Origin of the sequence: Salinisphaera sp. LB1 (genome assembly GCF_003177035.1) — a bacterium.
Classification (GTDB): Bacteria; Pseudomonadota; Gammaproteobacteria; order Nevskiales; family Salinisphaeraceae; genus Salinisphaera.
The window spans coordinates 2,455,235-2,472,963 of the sequence record NZ_CP029488.1; the positions used below are offsets into that span (position 1 = coordinate 2,455,235).

The 17,729-nt window shown below is 63.6% G+C and carries 15 protein-coding genes; 5 read left to right on the top strand and 10 right to left on the bottom strand.

Annotated features, from left to right (window positions below):
* Positions 1–209 precede the first annotated feature (209 nt).
* Together SALB1_RS11045 and SALB1_RS11050 are read right to left on the bottom strand one after the other, a co-directional pair.
* Positions 210–701 carry a TIGR00645 family protein gene (locus SALB1_RS11045; RefSeq protein WP_109993920.1) on the bottom strand — a complete coding sequence of 164 codons (492 nt, stop codon included), beginning with the start codon at positions 699–701 and terminating at the stop codon, positions 210–212.
* Positions 702–1,068: 367 nt separating this feature from the next.
* Positions 1,069–1,449: a DUF480 domain-containing protein gene (locus SALB1_RS11050; protein WP_370453256.1), complete on the bottom strand. Its 381-nt coding sequence runs from the start codon at positions 1,447–1,449 to the stop codon at positions 1,069–1,071.
* Positions 1,450–1,654: 205 nt separating this feature from the next.
* Between SALB1_RS11050 and SALB1_RS11055 the strand changes: the two genes are divergently transcribed.
* Together SALB1_RS11055 and SALB1_RS11060 are read left to right on the top strand one after the other, a co-directional pair.
* The gene (locus tag SALB1_RS11055; RefSeq protein WP_109993922.1) at positions 1,655–2,284 is read left to right on the top strand and encodes a lipocalin family protein; all 630 of its coding nucleotides are present in this window, start codon (positions 1,655–1,657) and stop codon (positions 2,282–2,284) included.
* Between the two features lie 220 nt (positions 2,285–2,504).
* The gene (locus SALB1_RS11060) at positions 2,505–4,043 is read left to right on the top strand and encodes a methyl-accepting chemotaxis protein (protein WP_147420765.1); all 1,539 of its coding nucleotides are present in this window, start codon (positions 2,505–2,507) and stop codon (positions 4,041–4,043) included.
* An 83-nt stretch (positions 4,044–4,126) separates the two neighbouring features.
* Here SALB1_RS11060 and SALB1_RS19930 read toward each other — a convergent pair whose 3' ends face one another.
* Positions 4,127–4,675 (bottom strand): DUF480 domain-containing protein, encoded by a 549-nt coding sequence (locus SALB1_RS19930; RefSeq protein WP_158590711.1) that lies wholly within the window; start codon positions 4,673–4,675, stop codon positions 4,127–4,129.
* Between the two features lie 187 nt (positions 4,676–4,862).
* On the opposite strand from SALB1_RS19930, the gene SALB1_RS11070 reads away from it, so the two are divergent.
* A complete protein-coding gene (locus tag SALB1_RS11070) occupies positions 4,863–6,383 on the top strand; it encodes a sensor domain-containing diguanylate cyclase (RefSeq protein WP_109993925.1) in 1,521 nt (506 codons plus the stop codon).
* Between the two features lie 145 nt (positions 6,384–6,528).
* Here the strand turns inward: SALB1_RS11070 and SALB1_RS11075 are convergent, their stop codons facing one another.
* The 4 genes from SALB1_RS11075 to SALB1_RS11090 all read right to left on the bottom strand — a co-directional run bounded on the left by SALB1_RS11075 (position 6,529) and on the right by SALB1_RS11090 (position 12,685).
* Positions 6,529–7,200: a YceH family protein gene (locus tag SALB1_RS11075; protein ID WP_109993926.1), complete on the bottom strand. Its 672-nt coding sequence runs from the start codon at positions 7,198–7,200 to the stop codon at positions 6,529–6,531.
* 79 nt (positions 7,201–7,279) lie between these two features.
* A complete protein-coding gene (locus SALB1_RS11080) occupies positions 7,280–9,241 on the bottom strand; it encodes a hypothetical protein (RefSeq protein ID WP_179950657.1) in 1,962 nt (653 codons plus the stop codon).
* Positions 9,242–9,344: 103 nt separating this feature from the next.
* Positions 9,345–10,784 carry an exodeoxyribonuclease I gene (sbcB, locus tag SALB1_RS11085; RefSeq protein WP_109993927.1) on the bottom strand — a complete coding sequence of 480 codons (1,440 nt, stop codon included), beginning with the start codon at positions 10,782–10,784 and terminating at the stop codon, positions 9,345–9,347.
* Positions 10,784–12,685 carry an ABC-F family ATP-binding cassette domain-containing protein gene (locus tag SALB1_RS11090; protein ID WP_109993928.1) on the bottom strand — a complete coding sequence of 634 codons (1,902 nt, stop codon included), beginning with the start codon at positions 12,683–12,685 and terminating at the stop codon, positions 10,784–10,786. Before SALB1_RS11090 ends, sbcB begins: the two co-directional genes overlap by 1 nt.
* Positions 12,686–12,867: 182 nt before the next feature.
* On the opposite strand from SALB1_RS11090, the gene SALB1_RS11095 reads away from it, so the two are divergent.
* Entirely contained in the window at positions 12,868–13,158 is a 291-nt protein-coding gene (locus SALB1_RS11095) for a hypothetical protein (protein WP_109993929.1), read from the top strand.
* Positions 13,159–13,256: 98 nt separating this feature from the next.
* Here SALB1_RS11095 and SALB1_RS11100 read toward each other — a convergent pair whose 3' ends face one another.
* Positions 13,257–14,642 carry a DEAD/DEAH box helicase gene (locus tag SALB1_RS11100; RefSeq protein WP_109993930.1) on the bottom strand — a complete coding sequence of 462 codons (1,386 nt, stop codon included), beginning with the start codon at positions 14,640–14,642 and terminating at the stop codon, positions 13,257–13,259.
* Positions 14,643–14,883: 241 nt separating this feature from the next.
* Between SALB1_RS11100 and moaB the strand changes: the two genes are divergently transcribed.
* On the top strand, positions 14,884–15,399 hold the full coding sequence (moaB, locus tag SALB1_RS11105) for a molybdenum cofactor biosynthesis protein B (RefSeq protein WP_109993931.1): 516 nt from the start codon (positions 14,884–14,886) through the stop codon (positions 15,397–15,399).
* 128 nt (positions 15,400–15,527) lie between these two features.
* Here the strand turns inward: moaB and ppa are convergent, their stop codons facing one another.
* A complete protein-coding gene (gene ppa, locus SALB1_RS11110) occupies positions 15,528–16,061 on the bottom strand; it encodes an inorganic diphosphatase (RefSeq protein WP_109993932.1) in 534 nt (177 codons plus the stop codon).
* 307 nt (positions 16,062–16,368) lie between these two features.
* Entirely contained in the window at positions 16,369–17,631 is a 1,263-nt protein-coding gene (locus SALB1_RS11115) for a 6-phosphofructokinase (RefSeq protein ID WP_109993933.1), read from the bottom strand.
* Positions 17,632–17,729: the final 98 nt, after the last annotated feature.

Here is a 17,729-nt window from a genome sequence, read left to right on the forward strand (position 1 = left end):
CAGGACAGCGCGCCGCTCGCGATACGGCCGAGGGCCGTGGTGGCGGAGAGAGGCAACAGGCAAGACCTGACCCCGGCCACGCGTGACCAGACCTGACCCCGGCCACGCGTGACCCCGGCCATACGGTGATCGCAACAGACGCTAAGCCCAGCTCGGGAATTGCCAGGTCGGCGACGACAGCCCGGTTGGCATCGGCGGCTCGAACACAGTCAGTGATGGCGCGTGAGCTTGTCCAGCATGCCCATCGCAAAGGCCGAGAAAACGAAGGTAATATGGATGATCACATACCACATCAGGTTTGATTCAGCCACGTTCGGCGTATTCATGAAGATCTTGAGCAGATGAATGGACGAGATCGCGACAATCGAGGACGCCACCTTGTTCTTCAAACTCGTGTAGTCCATCCGGCCGAGCCAGTCGAGCTTGTCCGAATCCGACGCCAGATCGAGGCGCGAAACGAAGCTTTCGTAGCTCGACAACATCACCATCACGATCAGGCCACCCACGAGCGACAGATCGATCAGCGTGAGCACGAGCAGCACCAGATCGGTCTCCTGAATCGCAAACAGGTGCGGCAGCACATGCAGGATTTCCTCGAAGAACTTGATACCCAGCGCCACCAGCGCGAGGCTCAGCCCAAGATAAATCGGCGCCAGCACCCAGCGCGACGCATACATACATCGCTCGATTACGGCTTCCATACGTTCACCCGGCGACACCGTCGTTCTCCTCTTCGTGGCTTCATAACGTCTGGCCAGACCGCCAAGGGCCTATTGCCGTTTTCATGCCAGCGCGCGGCGACAGCCTTTGGGCTGTCAGACACAGCCGCGAGCGCATAAGGACACGAGTCTACACAAATCGACGACGATGCTGGGCTGCGGCCGCCGTCGCCCCGACGTAACAGGCCTGATATAACAGCGCTAAAGGGGTCAGGTCTTGAGCGCCAAAGGGGTCAGGTCTTGCCCTGTGCATCAAGTTGCTTCTACAACTCGGCATTCTCCGCCTCCAACTCCGTTACCCGTCGCTCCAGCTCCGCAATCCGCTCCTTATCGGCAGAGCGCCCCGTGCTTACGCGGCTATTTCGGCATAGGCGTCCAGATCGACTGGGCGGCAAAGCTGGTGCATGAACTCGGCCTCCTTTCGGCCTTTCATGCGTGACAGTTCGACGAGCAGCGGGTTGTCGCGATCGTCGTCAGCAACGAGTTCGCGAGCGGCCGCGTCGACGTCTTTATTGGTTGCGAAGTCGTAAAGCCGGCCGGCCCGGGAGCGGATTTCGCCGGGCGTTTGCGGCCCGGGCCGTAGCAGCAGGGGGAGGATCGCGAACTGGGCTTTGGTGAGCTTGATGTCGGTGAACTGGCTGGCGGCGCGGCACATCCGCTGTTTGTTTTTCTCGATACCGCTTTTGAGGTTTTCGTCGATCTGTTGGTATTCGGGTCGTAGTGCGTCCAGGCCGAGATCTCGGGCTCACGGGCTTCCGTGCACGCCGCGCATTCGCGGGCCAGGTCTTCGCAGAACAGTGCACCGCTCGCGGTACGGTCGCGGGCCGTGGTGGCGGAGAGAGGCAACAGGCAAGACCTGACCTCGACCGATGCGCACAACCTGCGCCGCTGGCGACCCTTATACTCGAAGCCAAACCTACACGCGAGCCACGGCCATGAACGTACCCAAATTGATACGTACCGCCACGGCCTGTCTGGTCACCGGCGTACTCGGCGGCTGTGTCGGGCTGCCGAAGGGCACAACGGCGGTCGAGCCGTTCTCGCTCGATCATTATCTTGGCCGCTGGTATGAAATCGCCCGGCTGGATCATCGCTTCGAGAAAGGTTTGGACTGTGTCACCGCCACCTACAGCAAGCGCGATGACGGCGGCGTGCGCGTGGTCAATCGGGGAGTGAATCTCGACCAGGGCAAGGTGAGGGAGGCGGTCGGCAAGGCTTATTTCGTCAAGAACGCCCACATCGGCCAGTTCAAGGTGAGCTTCTTCGGGCCTTTTTATGCCGGCTACAACATTCTCGAACTCGACGATAACTACAGCCACGCGCTCATCGCCGGTCCGAACCGGGACTATCTCTGGATCCTCTCGCGCACGCCGCAACTCGCGTCGAAAACCCGGCAATCCTTGGTCCAGCAGGCTGCGGATCTCGGCTTTCCGACCCAGGCGCTGGTTTTTCCCGACCAGAGCGGCCGCTGCAATCCCTACCGCGAAGATGGAGCCGACCGTGTGTCCACCGCCTATGCGAACCAATCGACGCCTCGTTCGTCCGGTCGCGAATCCCGACTCTGAACGCGCGGTGAGTCAGCTCCGTCTATTGCGACACGGCAACAGGTGCCTGTGTCTTGCCGAAGTTGACGAATTAATGACCGCTCAGCTGTGCTCGACTCAGCTGTGCTCGACCGGGTGAGCGTCCACGGGTCCTAAAGTCTGTTCTCTAGACGCCGATATCGAGATTACCGCCGGGTGCCGTCCGGCGCTCGCTCATGAGTGCCCATATCTGTTGGGTACGGTGAAACTATCGGACAAGAACATGACGACAAGCCGCATTACCGCGACCTATCGAAGCCGGGTCGATCGCCTGATGTGGATAGCGGCCGCCGCCCATATCGCCCTCTGTCTGATGCTCGGAGCGATCAGCAGTTGGCCCGTGACGCTGAGCGTTCTGGTCACCGCGGTCGCGCTTGCCGGATGCGTTACGTATCGCTGGCCGGGCACGCTGGCCAGCGGCATGTCGATGGCAACGCTGTTCATGATCCTGTCGGCGCTGCTGATTTTCCAGATGCACGGCATGATCGAAGCGCATTTCAGTATTTTTATCATGCTCTCGATCCTGATTCTCTACTGCGATTGGCGTGTGATTCATACCGGCGCGGTCGTGATCGCGATCCATCACTGCACATTCGTATACCTGCAACATCTGGGCATTACGACCGTCTTCCTTAACGTGCCGGACACGGCGACGCTTCGATTGGCGGGGCGTCTCGCGATCCATGTCGGTGCGGTACTCGCTCAAACGGCGGTCTTGACCTATTTGGCCCAAGAGTTACGGGGCTCTATCGGTGACAGCTTGGATGTGACCGCGTTTGCACGTAAGGCCCGGCGCGGTGAACTGGACACCGCGTTTTCGCCGGCGCAACGGCAACGGCCAACGCTGCAAGCGATTGCGGACATGCAAGCCCAACTCGGTCAGGCCTTGCAACAGGTTCGCGCCAGCGCGCGCACGGTGCAGACATTGAGTACCGATACGGCGACCGCTCAAACCACACTTCACGACCAATCAGGTCGGAGTGCCGCCCAGATCGAACGCGTTGCTGCCGGCGTTGAGGAATTGTCACAAACGACCCGACAGAGCGCCGCCGAAGCGCAGCGCACGCAAGCGCTGGCGACCGATACCGGCGCGACCGTAGAGCAAGGCGCCGACAACATTGGGCGTGTCCGCGATACCATGCTGGAGATTGAGGCGAGCACACGAGAAATCGATGGTTTGATCGGAGAGATCGATGCCATCAATTTCCAGACCAATCTCCTTGCCTTGAATGCATCCGTGGAGGCAGCGCGTGCGGGCGAGAATGGTCGGGGTTTCGCGGTCGTGGCCGGAGAGGTCCGTAATTTGTCACAACGGACATCCCGGGCAGCCGAGGCGATTCGTTCACGCATGACCATGGCGACCGGGCAAGTCACCGCCGGGGTGGATGAAGTCCGGACCGCGGAAAACCAGATGCACCAAATCGTGACCACATTCGCCCAGGTGGCTGAACGTATGGATGGCCTCAATACAACCAGCCAGCAACAGCATATCGGCATCGAAACGCTCAACGCCGCCATTCTCGAGTTACAGGACGCCCTGAGCCAGTCGGACCGTTCTATAGCCGACAGCCGCGTGGCCGCGAGTCAACTGCAGACCGAAGCCAGTCGGCTCGCCGAGTCCATTGGCGCCTTCAAGCTCGAAAGCGACCATCATGATGGCGGCGACAACCAGCGGCGAAAACCAGCGACGCCCCCGATCGCCGCTGAAACTGACGACGCCCCAGGCACGCTAGCGGCCTGAGCCCGCATGCCGCAATTCAGTGTTAGCGCGCCGCGTGTAGGTTCTCGACCCGTACTCGCGGCGCCTCGGGTCCGGGATGCCGGCTAATGCGGTCGTCGCCGAGCGCCCGAGCTTGCGGCGGCTGTTTCGGCATAGCCGTCCCGATCGACTGCGCCGCAAAGCTGGTGCATGCACTCGGCCTCCTTGCGGCCTTTCATGCGTGCTAGTTCGACGAGCCGCGAGTTGTCGAGGTCGTCCTCATCAACCCGTTCCCGAGCGGCGACCTCGTAAAGCCGGCTGGCCCGGGAGCGGATTTCACCGGGCGTTTGCGGCCCACTCAGCAGCAGCAGGGTGAGGATCGAACTGGGCTTTGGTGAGCTTGATGTCGGTAAGCTGGCCCGTGCCGTACATCCGCTGTTTGTATTTCTCGATACTGCTTTTGAAGTTTTCGTCGATCCGACGGTATTCGGGGCGAAGTGCGTCCAGGCCTGGATCCCGGGCTCGCGGGTTTCTATACGCGCCAGGCATTGCCGGGCCAGGGCTTCGCAGGACAGTCGATACGGTCGCGGGCAGTGGTGGCGGAGAGAGGCAACAGGCAAGACCAAGAGACCGCGCGCGATACAGTCGCCGGCCGTAGTGGCGTCGAGAGGCAAAAGGTAAGACCTGACCCCGAAGGCTGCTCGAAGGGGGCTTTTTATGCAAAGTGCGCTCTAAGAGCTTGGTAACCTGCTCTCTACTCTACCCGGACGATGTTCTGAAGACGTGGTATGTATCCGGTTTCCCCGGTATCCTTGACGTTCAACACGATTGTTCACATAACAATTCCGAACGCGCGGAGATATGACGCAATCCGAAAACCAGACGCTCGCCGAACCGCCCGTCAGCATCCTGGACCGATTTCGGGCGTTTCATCGGTTGGCACTTGCCGACCATCAAACCTACCGCGCTCTATACGCCAATTACCTGACGACCGGACTTCGCATATTCGACCTGAAAGTGGGTATCGTCAGCCGCATTGATCAGGAGAGATACACCGTACTCGCCGTTGAGCCAAAGAATGTGGGCATTGCCGCGGGAGACGTGATGCAATTGGGCCAGACTTACTGCGCCCTCGTCTTGCGCCACCAGTCAACCATCGCCGTTTCGCGGGCGGGATCGAGCGAGAACTTCTCATCTCACCCGGCTTATCTCGCCCAAGGCCTGGAGTCTTACCTCGCCGCGCCGATCTGGGTTAACGACGCGCTCTACGGCACCCTGAACTTCACTGCGCCTAGCGCACGGCAAATCCCGTTCGACGAAGTGGATATCGAGGTCATTGAGCTCATGGCCCGCAGCATCGGCCAAATCATTGAGCGAGATCAGATTGAGCGCGCTCGTCTTGACGCGGTCGAGCGCATGCGCGAAAACACAGAGCTATTCGAGAGCGCGTTCGAGTATGCAACCATCGGTATGGCGTTGGTCGGCACAGATGGCCGCTGGCTGCGGGTCAACTTAGCGTTGACCGAAATCTTGGGCTACCCGGAGGAAGAACTCCTTAGTATCGACTTTCAGACCATCACCCACCCTGATGATCTGGACACCGATCTCGAGTTCCTCCAGGAGATGCTTGACGGACAGCGCGACAGCTATCGGATGGAGAAGCGCTACTTCCATAAAAAGGGCCACGAGATCTGGATACTGCTCAGCGTCTCCTTGGTGAGATACGAGAATGCGACTCCGAGATACTTTGTCTCCCAGATACAGGATATAACCGAGCGCAAGCATTCCGAGGCGCAACTTGCCCGCAAGCAGCGCGAGTTGGAGCTTGCCAATCGCAAGCTACAGGAGCTTTCAACGGTTGATCCATTAACCGGAGTGATGAACCGGCGGGCCTTCAATATGCGACTCGATCAAGAGATCAAAAGGGCAAGCCGCTCAGGCCTTCCGATCTCATTTTTGTTGATCGACGTGGACCATTTCAAGCGTTTCAACGACGACCATGGCCATCAGGCCGGGGATCAAGCACTTTCCGAGGTTGGTGCTGCGTTGATGGCCAACAGACGAGTGAATGACGCCGTCGCGCGCTACGGGGGCGAAGAGTTCGCGATGATTCTACCGCAGACCGACGCACAAGGATGCGCGGTCGTGGCAGAACGAGTAAAAGAGGCGGTGGCGTCAATTGATGGCCTAGCGTGCCCTATCACTGTAAGCATCGGCACCGCCACATTTGAGCCAGCTCGGAGCGTCAGGGAACCGCCTGCGGGCGATTCGTTGATCGAAGTGGCGGACAAGGCGCTGTACGCAGCTAAAGCGGAGGGTCGCAACCGGGTGGCGGTCGGGTGCACCCTCCAGGGTGGGGCCATTAATAACGGTGGGCAGTAGTCTCAATTAAAGCGCTACCGGCTGGTGTCTGCCGCTACTTCGAATCACTTTACTGACACTCACTTGAGCTTCGGTGCGCGAGCTGTTGCTCGAGTCGCGCCGATTCAATGATATCCATCGCGGCGCACCGCGCGCGTTTCTACGGTTAGGTCTTGACTTGTGCGTCAAGCTGCTCCCAAAGCTCGGCATTCTCCGCCTCCAACTCCGCCACCCGTCGTTCCAGCTCCGCAATCCGCTCCTTATCGGCAGAGCGACCCGAGTTTGCGGCGGCTGTTTCGGCATAGGCGTCGCGATCGACGGCGCCGCAAAGCTGGTGCATGAACTCCGCCTCCTTGCGGCCTCTCATGCGCGGTAGCTCGACGAGCAGCGAGTTGTCGGGATCGTCGTCGTCAACCAGTTCCCGAGCGGCAGCGGTCACGTCTTCATTGGTGGCGAAGTCATAGAGCCGGCCGGCCCGGGAGCGGATTTCACCGGGCGTTTGCGGCCCGCGCAGCAGCAACAGGGTGAGGATCGCGAACTGGGCTTTGGTGAGCTTGATGTCGGTGAACTGGCTGGCGCCGCACATCCGCTGTTTGTATTTCTCGATACCGCTTTTGAAGTTTTCGTCGATCTGAACGAGGCTGCGCGCGGCCAGGGCGCGGGCGGCGCGTTGCACTTCGATCTTGGTCAGCGACATCACCGGTTCGCGGGCCGATTTCTGGTTGGCCGCGTTGGCGAGCGCGTTGAGGGTGAGCGGCATCTGGTCGGGCGTGGTGACGGATTTCTCCATCAGGCAACCGATGAGGCGGGCTTCGATGTCGGTGAGGGTAGGGAGCATGGGCAGGGTGTTGTGGAATCCGCCCCCATGCTACGCATAAAGCGGGCGGGATGGGGTGCCCGGCCCGCGTGAATTCGCGCTACGGCTTGAAGGCGACGGTCCAGCTGTCGTTGGCCAGTGCCAGCACGGTGTCGATGGCCTCGGCGGGCACGCCTTCGCGGTCGCCCTGTTCGAGCGGGTCGTAGTGGAACACGAACAGGCGCGAGGCGAACTGGTGGAAGGGCAGGCTGGCCTCGCCATGGCGTTCGCCGTGGCCGTGGGTGTCGGTGCAGATCCCCTGGCCCCAGTCCTGGCCGCTGTCGTTGTTGGGGTTGAAGAAGTAGACGCGCATTTCGCCGTCCGGGTCGAGCGCGACACGGCGGATGGCGATGGCGTGGCGGCCGACGTAACGGGCGGCGCTGTCGGTGGCGGCGATGCCGGCCGGCTGCGGGTGGATCACCGGTACGCCGCCGTTGTAGGCCGGGTGGTAGCTGGCGTAGAAATCACGGATGAAGGCAGCGTGGTCTTCGATCTGCTCGGTGCCGGCGTTGGCGACGACGCGAAAGCCGTTGCCGACCCACCAGCCGTAGAACTCGGGATGAATCCAGCGGTGCAGGTCGTCGTCGCGTTCGCCGCAGAGCCGGCCCATTTCGATGTAGATACGGTCGAGATGCGGTACCAGAATCATCGATACCGGGTCCACGTCCAGCGGTCGCTGTTTGGCCAGCCCGGCCGCCAGGCCCTTGGAGGAGACGATGTCGCCCTCGAAGCGCAGCAACACTTCGTTGTCACGCGCGGCCCAGGCGATGAGCTGGAGCAGGTAGTCCGGATCGTTGTCGGCCCACATCGACAGGCCGATCACCGATTGGCAGGTCGGGTTGTTGCCCTGGCCGACGCCGAGCGGCTGGCCGAGCAGGTTGAGCACGCCGGCCATGAGCCATATGCGCGGTTCGCGGCGCGCGCCGAAGGCGGTGGTGAGCGTGGCGGCCGTCTCGGCCGACAGCGGCAGGCGCAACTGGCGCGACAGGCCGGCGGCGACCGGGCCGTTGAACAGAGTGCCGCGTTCGAGCAACTGGGCGAGGCCGTAGATTGCCTGGGCGATTTCGACGAAGATGATGGCGTCGATGATTTCGTGCACCAGTGCGGTATGGCACTGATAGGCATCGGTGCCGGTACGGCCCAGCCCGAGCGTGACCGGGATCAGGTGCTCGCCGCCGATTTCGGGGGTCCGCAGGTGGCGCAGGAACACGGCGTTGTAGACCGAGACCAGCCCGGTGTCGTGCATGGCCTGGGCGAATCCCTGGGCTTCGGCGCGCAGTTCGTCGTCGGTGAAGGTCGGCAGGCGCATGCGGTAGACATCCACGCCGGGATCTTCGGCGCAGCCGGGCGTAGGCGCGAACAGGCAGTTGACGAGCTGCTGGGCGGCGGTGTTATCGGTGTCCAGCGTCGGGTCGAACAGGCATTCGGCGATCTGGATGACCATTTCGCGCACGTCGTCAACGTCGATCGGGCGTTGTTCGAGAATGCGCCAGACCTCCGCCACCAGGCTGTCGAGGATGCTCTCGTAGCCCATCGCCTCGACCTGGAACTGGTACAGCGCCGCCACCATCGGCCCGAGGGAAAACGGCCGTTCGCGGTCGGCCTCCCGCAGCTGGCCGGACAGCAGGTCGAGGTTGAGCGCCATGACCTGGGTGATGAACTGGCGCGCGTGCTCGGCGGTGATGCGCGGGTGCGCATAGTCGCCGCGCGCGACGGCCAGCAGGCGCAGCTGGCTGAGTGCTTCGATGACGGTGGTCTGCGCATCGCCCGTGCGTAGCGAGAGTTTGGCAATATCGGGCTGCAGAATGGCCGGGTGGTCCCAGTCGGTACCGCGAAACACGCCCGCCGACTCAAAGCGTTTGACGCGATGATAGAGGGCGGCGGGGCCGCCTTCCTCGGCCAGGACCATGCCGGCGGCGGCCAGCGCCTGGGTGTTGGAGGCGTTCGGGTCGGCCTGGCGGGCTTGGCCCAGCGCCATCAGCGTCTGGTCGAACTGGGGAGTGCTCGGCGTGCTCGGGATCATGCAGGGATATCGGCTCAAATGAAGTCGCGCCGATGGCTGGTGCCGTCGGGCGACGGTCACCATACACCGATTCACGGGCCATGCGGGCCCGGGGGCGGGGATGTCAGAGCATGCCGCGCAGCTTGTCTGCCCAGGCTTTCAGATCCAGCAGCAGTTGCAGGCGGGCCGGATCGCCCTGGACGCGTTCCATGAGCGCGGCGACGACGTCATCGTATTCGTCCAGCGTCAGTCCGCCGTCGGGCGCGAACTCCAGCCGCTTGGCGACCCAATTGCGCCAGTCGTCGCGTTCGGCGTCGGTGAGCGAATCCGGGAAGTGGCGGGCGCGGTAGCGGAAAAGCAGTTCGTTGAGCCGGTTGTCGGCGAACACGATGGCCCCGTCGGCCAGCTCGGCGGGGGCGGTGGCGCGTACCGCGTCGGCCCGCTTGCGGTCGTCGTTGGAGACGAAGCCGTCGTACAGGGCGGCCTCGGCATCGGACTCGGCATCGAATACCCGGGCATCGAACACCGCCGTGGCCTTGGCCTCGACCTCGGTCAACCGGTCGTGGATCGCCTTCCAGTGGCGCCGGCACTGGTTGATGTCGAGATTGAGCCGGGCGACTTCGTTCTCGCGCATCATCTCGAACGGGGCCAGCACCGGGCATTTGTTCAGATGCACGCCCTTGAGCGCGACTCTCGGCGTGTCTTCCGGCAGGTCTGCGCTGGGGGTGAAGATGCGCTCGTGGATTTCGTCGGGGGCGAGCTCCAGCAGCGGCGCCGGGTCCACCCGCAGGTCGTAGACGATAATGCAGTTCTTGTTCGATGGGTGGGCCGCGATCGGCATCACCGGCGACAGGCAGCCGTTCTCGGCCGGGAACTTGGACGAGACGTGCAGCGCCGGCTTGCGCGTGTCCATGTCCAGCAACTGGCGGGCGCTGGCCTTGTCGCGGTGGTTGAGGACGTAGTCGTACAGCCGCGGCTGCTTGTCGCGGATCAGCTTGGCCAGGCCGATGGTGGCGTGCACGTCCGACAGCGCATCGTGCGCACGCTCCTGGGCCAGATTATTGGCCGGGGCGAGCTGGTCGAGCCTGAAGCTCGGGGCGCCATCCTCGCGCTTCGGCCACTCGATGCCGTCCGGGCGCAGCGCATAGGTCAGCCGCACCATGTTGATGATGTCCCACCGGGAGCAGCCGTTCTGCCACTCGCGGGCATACGGGTCGAAGAAATTGCGCCACAGGGTATGGCGGGTGACTTCGTCGTCGAACGCCAGGCTGTTGTAGCCGACGCTGCAAGTACCGGGTTTGGCCATCTCGGCGACGATGGTTTCGATGAACTCCGGCTCGGGCACGCCGTGTTCGGCCGCGTACTGCGGCGTGATGCCGGTGATCAGCGTGGCCTCGGGGTGGCCGAGCATGTCGGCCGGCGGCTGGCAATACAGCACCAGCGGATCGCCGATGATGTTGAAATCCATGTCCGTGCGGATGCCGGCGAACTGGGCCGGCTTGTCGCGCTTGGGGTCGGCGCCGAAGGTTTCGTAGTCGTGCCAGAAGAAGGTCGGCTCGGCCATCAGGCAGCGCTCGCTTCGGCTTGCAACGCATCCAGCGCTTCGGCGTGTTCCATCCAGTTCGCCTCCGCGGTATTGAGCTGCTTGCGCAGCCGGGCCTGTTCCTGCGACAGCCGTGCGGATTCGGTCGGGTTTCCGTACACGCTGGGCTTGGACAGTTCGGCTTCGACGTTGTCGATTTGCTTGGCCAGCCGTTCCATTTCGTTCTCGGCTTTCTTCAGCGCGTTGCGCAAGGGCTTTTCCTTCGCCCGCTGTTCGGCCGAGCTGCGCCGGTTGGCCGCGCCCGCGCCGCCAGCGGCGGTGGTCTTTTTCGTGTCGCTGCCTTCGCGCGCCGACGCCTGGCGCGAAATCCATTTCGCGTAATCGTCCAGATCGCCGTCGAACGGTTCCAGCGAACCATCGGCGACGCGCCAGAGCTGGTCGCAGGTGGCGTCGATCAGGTGGCGGTCATGCGCGATCATCACCACCGCGCCGGTGAAGCCGGCCAGGGCGGTCTCGAGCGCATGGCGCATGTCCAGGTCGAGATGGTTGGTCGGCTCGTCGAGCAACAGCAGGTTGGGTTTCGTGTGCACGACCAGCGCCAGCGCCAGCCGGGCCTTCTCGCCGCCGGAGAACGGGCCGATCGGTTCCAGCGCCTTGTCGCCGCGGAAATCGAAACCGCCGAGGAAATCGCGAATATGCTGCTCGGAGGCCTTCGGGTCCTGGCGCTGCAGGTGCTGGGCGGCACTGGCCGAGTTGTCCAGCACTTCGAGCTGGTGTTGGGCGAAGTAACCGACGTTGAGATACTTGTCGTACTGCACGTCGCCACCCATGGGCGCGAGTTCGCCGGCCAGCAGCTTCATCACCGTGGATTTGCCGGCGCCGTTGCGCCCGAGAATCGCCAGTCGGTCGCCGGGGATGAGCCGCAGCTTGATGTCGGCCACCAGCGGTTCGTCGCCATAGCCCACATCGGCGTCGTCCACGCGCAGCAGGGTGTCGGGCAGGCGGTCGGGCTTGAGGAATTGGAACGAGAACGGCGTATCCCAGTGTGCGGCCTCGACTTTCTCCATGCGCTCCATCTGCTTGAGCTTGGACTGTGCCTGCCGGGCCTTGGTCGCCTGGGCCCGAAAACGATCGACGAAGCCCTGCAACTGGTTGAGCTTCTTCTGCTGGTTTTCGAAGGCGGCCTGCTGCTGGGCCTTGGCTTCGGCGCGCATCATCTCGAAGCGAGAATAGTTGCCGGTATAAAGAATCGCCTTGCCGTGTTCCAGATGCAGCGTATGCGTGGCCAGCGCATCGAGGAAATCGCGGTCATGCGAGATCACGACCAGCGTGGCGGGGTGGGCGCCGAGATATTCCTGCAGCCAGAACACCGCATCCATGTCGAGATGGTTGGTCGGCTCGTCGAGCAGCAGCAAGTCGCAACGGCGCATGAGCGCGGCGGCCAGATTCAGGCGCATGCGCCAGCCGCCGGAGAAATCGTCGAGCGGGGCGTCGTGTGTCGACGGCGCGAAGCCCAGGCCGTGCAGCAACCGCGCGGCCCGGGCGCGGGCGGCATAGCCGTCGATCTCGGCCAGGCGCCCGTGCAGCTCGGCCATGGCGTTGCCGTCGCCGGTGGCCTCGGCTTCGGCCAGCCGCGACTCCACCGCGCGCAATTCGACGTCGCCGTCGAGCACGAACTCGATCGCCGGCTGGGCGCCGGACGGCGCATGCTGGCGCACGGTGGCGATCTCCACGCCGGCCGGAATATCGATCTCGCCGGCGTCGGGCGCGAGTTCGCCGAGCATCATCGCGAGCAGGCTGGATTTGCCGGTGCCATTGGCACCGACGATGCCCACGCGCTGGCCGGCCTGAAGTCGCAGGTCGACGTCTTCGAGGAGTTTGCGCGGGCCGCGGCGGAGGGTGACGTGTTTGAAGGCGATCATGGGCGCGATTGTAAAGGATCGCCGCGGCTGAACCGACCGCGATCGGCGATTCATCGGCCCGGGTGGTGCATGCGCGCGGGTTTGCGGGCCCGGTTCGGCGCATCATCCGGGCAACCGGGCGCTATTGCGGTCGCCCTGTGCGCAGGCTAGTTTCAAGGCCCGGGGTTCTCACAGGGGCGGCCATGACGGCCCATCGCAGGTCCTACGGCGCGGCCTACGCGGTCGCCAGTCTCGTGTTGCTGGTGGTCGTCACCCTGCCGATCTACTGGCTGCTGGTGGTCGCCGGTGCGCCCTACGCCCTGTGCTACTGGGTGATGTCGTTTCTGATCAGCGGCGGGGTTTATCTCGCGCTGTTTCTTTATCGCGAGCAGGCGCTCGAAACCGGGCCGTTCTTTGCGCTCACGTTGTCTTTCGCCACGGCGATGACGGTCATGTACGTGTTGCTTACCGGTACCAGCACGCTGACCGGCTGACCCGGCGCCCATGAAAAAAGCGCGCCAGGCTCGAAGCCCGACGCGCTTTGCGGGTGCCGCATCGATGGCCGTAGCGCATCAATGCCGGCGGGCCGCGATCAGTTGGGTGCGCCGTTGCCCTGGCGCTGACCGCCGCGGCCGCCACGCTTGCCACGGCGCGTGTTGCTGCGACGGGGTTTGTCGCTGCCGTCCTCGTGGCGCGCGCGTTCGTGATGCGGCTTGGCCTGACGCGGCGCGCTCTTGTCGCCATCCGCACGGGGCTTGTTGTCGTTGCCAGGCCGTCCACGCGAGGGCTTGCCGTTGCCCGGGCGACGCGCCGGTCGGCGATCGTCGTCGTCCGTATCGGCGCTGCCCTGCGGTGCGCGCAGGTCGATGCCTTCCGGCTGGAAGCGCTCGATCTGACGGCCGATCAGTTTTTCGATGCTCTTGAGATCCTTGCGTTCTTCCGGGCCCACCAACGACAAGGCTTCGCCCTCGGCGCCGGCGCGGCCGGTGCGGCCGATGCGATGCACATAGTCCTCGGGCACGTTGGGCAACTCGTAGTTCACCACATGCGGCAGCGAGTCGATATCGATGCCGCGGGCCGCGATATCGGTGGCCACGAGCACGCGAACCGTGCCGTTCTTGAAGCCGTCGAGTGCCTTGGTGCGCGCGTTCTGCGACTTGTTGCCGTGCAGGGCGGCGGCGGTCAGGCCGTCGGTTTCCAGCTGTTTCACCAGCCGATTGGCGCCGTGCTTGGTGCGGGCGAACACCAGCACCTGCGACCAGTTGTTGGAACCGATCAGATGACTGAGCACGGCGCGCTTGCGCGGCTTTTCGACCATGATCACGCGCTGGGCCACACGCTCGGCGGTGGAGTTGCGCGGGGCGACGTCGATCTCGATCGGCCGGGTCAGCAGCGAACCGGCCAGCTTGCGGATGTCGTTGGAGAAGGTTGCCGAAAACAACAGCGTCTGGCGCTGGGCCGGCACATACTTCAGCACGCGCTTGATGTCGTGGATGAAGCCCATGTCGAGCATGCGATCGGCTTCGTCGAGTACCAGCGTATTCAGGTTCGACAAATCGATGTGGCCATTCTGCAAATGATCGAGCAGGCGGCCCGGTGTGGCCACGATGATGTCCACGCCTTTCTTGAACGCGGTGATCTGCGGCTGATAGCCGACGCCGCCGAACACGACGGTGCGCTTGAGCTGCGTGTTGGCGCCGTAGGTGCTCACCGATTCGGCGACCTGGGCGGCCAGTTCACGGGTGGGGGCGAGCACGAGTACACGCGGCTTTTTCTCGTGGGTCTGGCCAAGGCGCTGAAGTATCGGCAGCACGAAGGCCGCAGTCTTGCCGGTGCCGGTCTGGGCCGCACCCAGCACGTCGGCGCCGTCGATGATGGCCGGAATGGCCTTGGATTGAATCGGGGTAGGCGTGCTATAGCCCGAATCGGCGATTGACGCCAGCAGATGCGGCGACAAGCCGAGGGAGTCGAATGACATGCATTGTCCTGGTGGTGTGAATAGCAGACCGACCTGGATTGTTATGCAGTGTCCGTGTCGATCTTCGGCGGCCAAGCGGGAGGCTCGGCGGCGCGGCTTCGGTCGGGGCCCGTGCGATGGCATATGGGTGGAACCGACCAACTTAAGTATAACGCGTACCGGGCGTCACGTCATCGCAGGCGACGCCCCGGTTTTATGGCATCGTGGCATTCAATCTTCCCAGCCATGGAATGCTCGACCCATGACCGATGAATTCGCGCCGCTGCGAATTGCGGTGCTGACCGTATCCGACACCCGCACCGAGGCCACCGACAAGTCCGGCCGCGTGCTGGTCGAACGCCTGCAGGCCGCCGGCCACATCCTGCACGATAAGCGTATCTGCCCGGACGATGTGTACGAATTGCGCGCGATCGTCGCACGCTGGATCGCCGACGACGCCCCGGACGTGGTGATCACGACCGGCGGCACGGGACTGACCGGGCGCGATGTCACGCCGCAGGCGATCGAGGTGCTGTTCGATCGGCGTATCGATGGCTTCGGCGAGATGTTCCGGATGTTGTCGTACGACGCCATCGGCACCTCCACGCTCCAATCGCGCGCGATCGCCGGCGTGGCCAAGGCCACGTTCATCTTCTGCCTGCCGGGTTCGTCGGGCGCGACGGCCGATGGCTGGGACAAGCTCATCGCCGACCAGATCGATATTCGCACGCGGCCGTGCAATCTCCATGAGCTGCGACCGCGACTGCTGGAGCGTTGATTGTGCGCCGCCAGTGATCGTAGGCCCCAGTCCGGGGCCGAAAAAAGCCCCCGCCGAGCGCTCGGCGGGGGCTTTTTCATCGCGCGAATGCCGGCCATTCGGCCGGGCATCGGATGGCGCGCCAGCGATCAGCCCTTGTTGTAGGCCTCGATGGATTTCTCGATCTCGGCCTTGGCCTTGTCGACGCCTTCCCAGCCGGTGATCTTGACCCACTTGCCTTTTTCTTCGTCCTTGTAGTGTTCGAAGAAGTGCTGGATCTTGTTCTTCAGGCGATCGTCGATGTCGCCGAGATCGCGCACGTCCTTGTAGTAGTCGGTGCTGATCTTGTCGGTCGGCACGGCCAGGATCTTGGCGTCCAGGCCCGATTCGTCCTCGGTGCCCAGCACGGCCACCGGGCGGCACTTGATCACCGCGCCCGGCACGATCGGCTCGGGGGTGAGCACCAGGACGTCGACCGGATCGCCGTCGTCGTACAGGGTCTTCGGTACGAAGCCGTAGTTGGCCGGATAGTGCATCGCGACGTTCATGAAGCGGTCCACCATCAGGCAGTTGCTGTCCTTGTCCACTTCATACTTCACCGAGGAGGAGCCCTCGACGATTTCGATGATGACGTTGATTTCCTCGGGCGGGTTCTTGCCCGGCGTCAGTGCTTCGTAGCCCATCTGCGCCTTCCGTTGTGATTGGTGGATTGAGAATCGGGCGTTAGTGTACCGAAGGCCGGGCGCAAACCCGAACAGCGCGCGATACGGGCGCAAGCCCGCCGGGATGCGCCGGGCCGGCCTTGATGTACAGTGGCCCCGGCTTGGCCAGCCGGCGACCCCGCGTGAAACCTCGATCACGGGCGGTGCACCGGGTGCGGGCGGAAGCCGATGCCTGGGTGCCGCCGGCTTGCAGTCCAAGAATGCGGTTATCTCAATAGGCTCAAAAAGCCTAAGCCGAGTCTGTCTGAGCCGCCCTCGGGCAACGGATTCAGACCTCGAATGCGGTATTCAGCTTCTTCGGCACCGCCTGGTTCCTGAGCCGGGCGTAGTCCGGCAGGCCATCCACATAGGGTGGATAGTTCTCGCCGGCGATCAGCGGCTTGAGATAGCGGCGCGCGGTCTCGGTGATGTGGAAGCCGTCTTCGCTGATGAAATCGCGCGGCATGAATTTCTCGACGTTGGCCACATCGGCCAGCGGCGCCTCGCCCAGCGACCAGCGATAGGGCGCGTCGGATTCGCGCTTGATGGTCACCATGACGCCGGATTTGCCCGCCACCGCGTATTCGACCGCGGCGCGGCCGACGGCGTAGGCCTGCTCGACATCGGTCGCCGAAGCGATATGGCGGGCGGCCCGCATCAGGTAGTCGGCAATGGCGTAGTGGTATTTGTAGCCGAGTTCGGATTTGACCAGCTCGGCGATCCGGGGCGCGACGCCGCCCAGTTGTACATGGCCGAAGGCATCGGCCTCGCGGCCGTCGCCGCGTTTGAACTCGGCCCCGATCTCGACGCCTTCCGAGGCCACGATCGTGCAGTAGCCATACGTCTTGACCGTTTCATCGACGCGGGCGAGGAACTTCGCGCGATCAAACGCGATTTCAGGGAACAGCAGGATATGCGGCGCATCGCCCGCTTCCTCGGCGGCCAGCCCGCCAGCGGCAGCGGTCCAGCCGGCGTGACGGCCCATCACTTCGAGGATGAAGACCTTGGTCGAGGTGCGGCACATACTGTGCAGGTCGTAGCCGGCCTCGCGGATCGAGACCGCGGTGTACTTGGCCACGCTGCCGAAACCGGGGGAGCAGTCGGTGTGCGGCAGGTCGTTGTCCATGGTCTTGGGGATATGGATCGCCTGGATCGGATAACCGAGGGCGTCGGCCAGCTGGCTGACCTTGGCGCAGGTATCGGCCGAGTCGCCGCCGCCGTTGTAGAAGAAGTAGCCGATGTTGTGGGCCTTGAACACCTCGATCAGGCGTTCGTACTCGGCGCGGTTTTCCTCCAGGCCCTTGAGCTTGTAGCGCGCCGAGCCGAACGCACCGGCGGGCGTGTGGCGCAGTGCTGCGATGGTGGCGTCGTCCTCGGCCGAGGTGTCGATCAAGTCCTCGGTAAGCGCGCCGACAATGCCGTCGCGGCCAGCATATAGGGTGCCGATCGTGTCGCCGTACTCGCGGGCGGCCTCGATCACGCCCGCGGCCGATGCGTTGATCACGGCCGTCACGCCGCCGCTCTGGGCATAAAAAGCGTTTTTCTTGGTCATCCCTGTGTTTCCTTTGAACTGGCCGGCGCCACGGCCGGCGATCGGTACTCTGGGTAGCCCCCGGCTGAATACCCGGTGATCGGAGATGGCGCGCGAAC